The organism is Paenibacillus sp. 01L418 (assembly GCF_056400045.1).
This window is the reverse complement of record NZ_JBFTSN010000779.1, coordinates 1-1,155: the sequence shown is the minus strand read 5'-3', so window position 1 is coordinate 1,155 and position 1,155 is coordinate 1. Positions and strand designations below refer to the sequence as shown.

The 1,155-nt window shown below is 36.7% G+C and carries 2 protein-coding genes; both read right to left on the bottom strand.

Annotated features, from left to right (window positions below; genetic code table 11):
• Nucleotides 1-36: 36 nt before the first annotated feature.
• On the bottom strand, nucleotides 37-666 hold the full coding sequence (locus tag AC1DSE_RS35575) for a class I SAM-dependent methyltransferase (protein WP_441883166.1): 630 nt from the start codon (nucleotides 664-666) through the stop codon (nucleotides 37-39).
• 47 nt (nucleotides 667-713) lie between these two features.
• Nucleotides 714-1,155 (bottom strand): PEP-utilizing enzyme (locus AC1DSE_RS35570; protein WP_477529158.1); only part of this gene is annotated, 442 nt, incomplete at its 5' end.

Here is a 1,155-nt window from a genome sequence, read left to right as displayed (position 1 = left end):
ATGTTTTAGATCGTGTTGAAAAATATATGATTATGTTTACGATGTTTTCTTGCACTTTATAATTAAAAAATGGATTGGAAGTGCATTTTTCGTGTTCTTATTTGGCTCGTCAATTTCTGAAATCTCTACTAGTCCATATTTTTCAAAATCTTGTTTTATGGAATCATCATCATAAAAATACATTTTTACACCTTCCATAATCTCGAAATAGTCTTTATCCAATTGTTTGCCCTTTCCAAACATTGGGGCTTTTTGTGAAACCGTTGTAAAAACCAAATATCCATTTGGCTTTAACTGATCATAACAATCTTGAATAAACTTTTCTCTCTCGCTATTATCCAATAAGTGAATAAGCGCATGACTGAATATACCATCATAGAGCTTGTTATCAAAGGGCATATCCGTTACTGAACCATGTAAAATACTAATATCAAGCCCGTTTTCCTTCGCCAAATCAATCGCTGTTTTTGAAATTTCTATACCTGTTACATTTATTCCATTGTCAATAAAAACCTTTGCATTTCTGCCATAACCAATACCTGGAATCAGTATGTCCTTAACATTCTTTTCAAGGAAAAAGTCCTTTGTTGCGATTGCGGAGTCTGTAGGTTCAAATCCCCACATCGTTTGTTTTTCTATAAAACTTGATTCCCAAAATTCCGTCATATCTCTATCTCCTTTATGTCTTAAATTAAATGTTATCTTGTTAGCCATTACAATATTTCGATATACCCTTCAGTTCCATGCACCCGTATTCGTTGTCCATCTTTTATTAATGTGGTAGCATTCTCTACCCCAACTACTGCTGGTAAGCCATACTCACGCGCGATAACTGCCCCATGAGTCATCAGCCCACCAACTTCGGTAACTAGACCTTTAATGGATACAAACAATGGTGTCCAGCCAGGGTCAGTAAAGGAAGTGACTAAAATATCTCCATCTTCTAAGTCAGCATCCTCCATACTTAAGATAACACGTGCTCGTCCCTCGATTACTCCAGAAGAAACAGGCAGACCTGCAATAGCCTCGGTTGGGAGATTTTCCCGTTCATACTTCCCTGCAATGATTTCGCCATCAGATGTAATAACTCGTGGGGGAGTCAGTTTTTCATATCGTTTATATTCGTCTTTTCGATTGTTGATGATCTGGTAATCC

Coding starts and splice junctions, on each gene's coding strand:
- AC1DSE_RS35575 (WP_441883166.1), bottom strand. CDS start 666: ATGACGGAATTTTGGGAATCAAGTTTTATAGAAAAACAAACGATGTGG.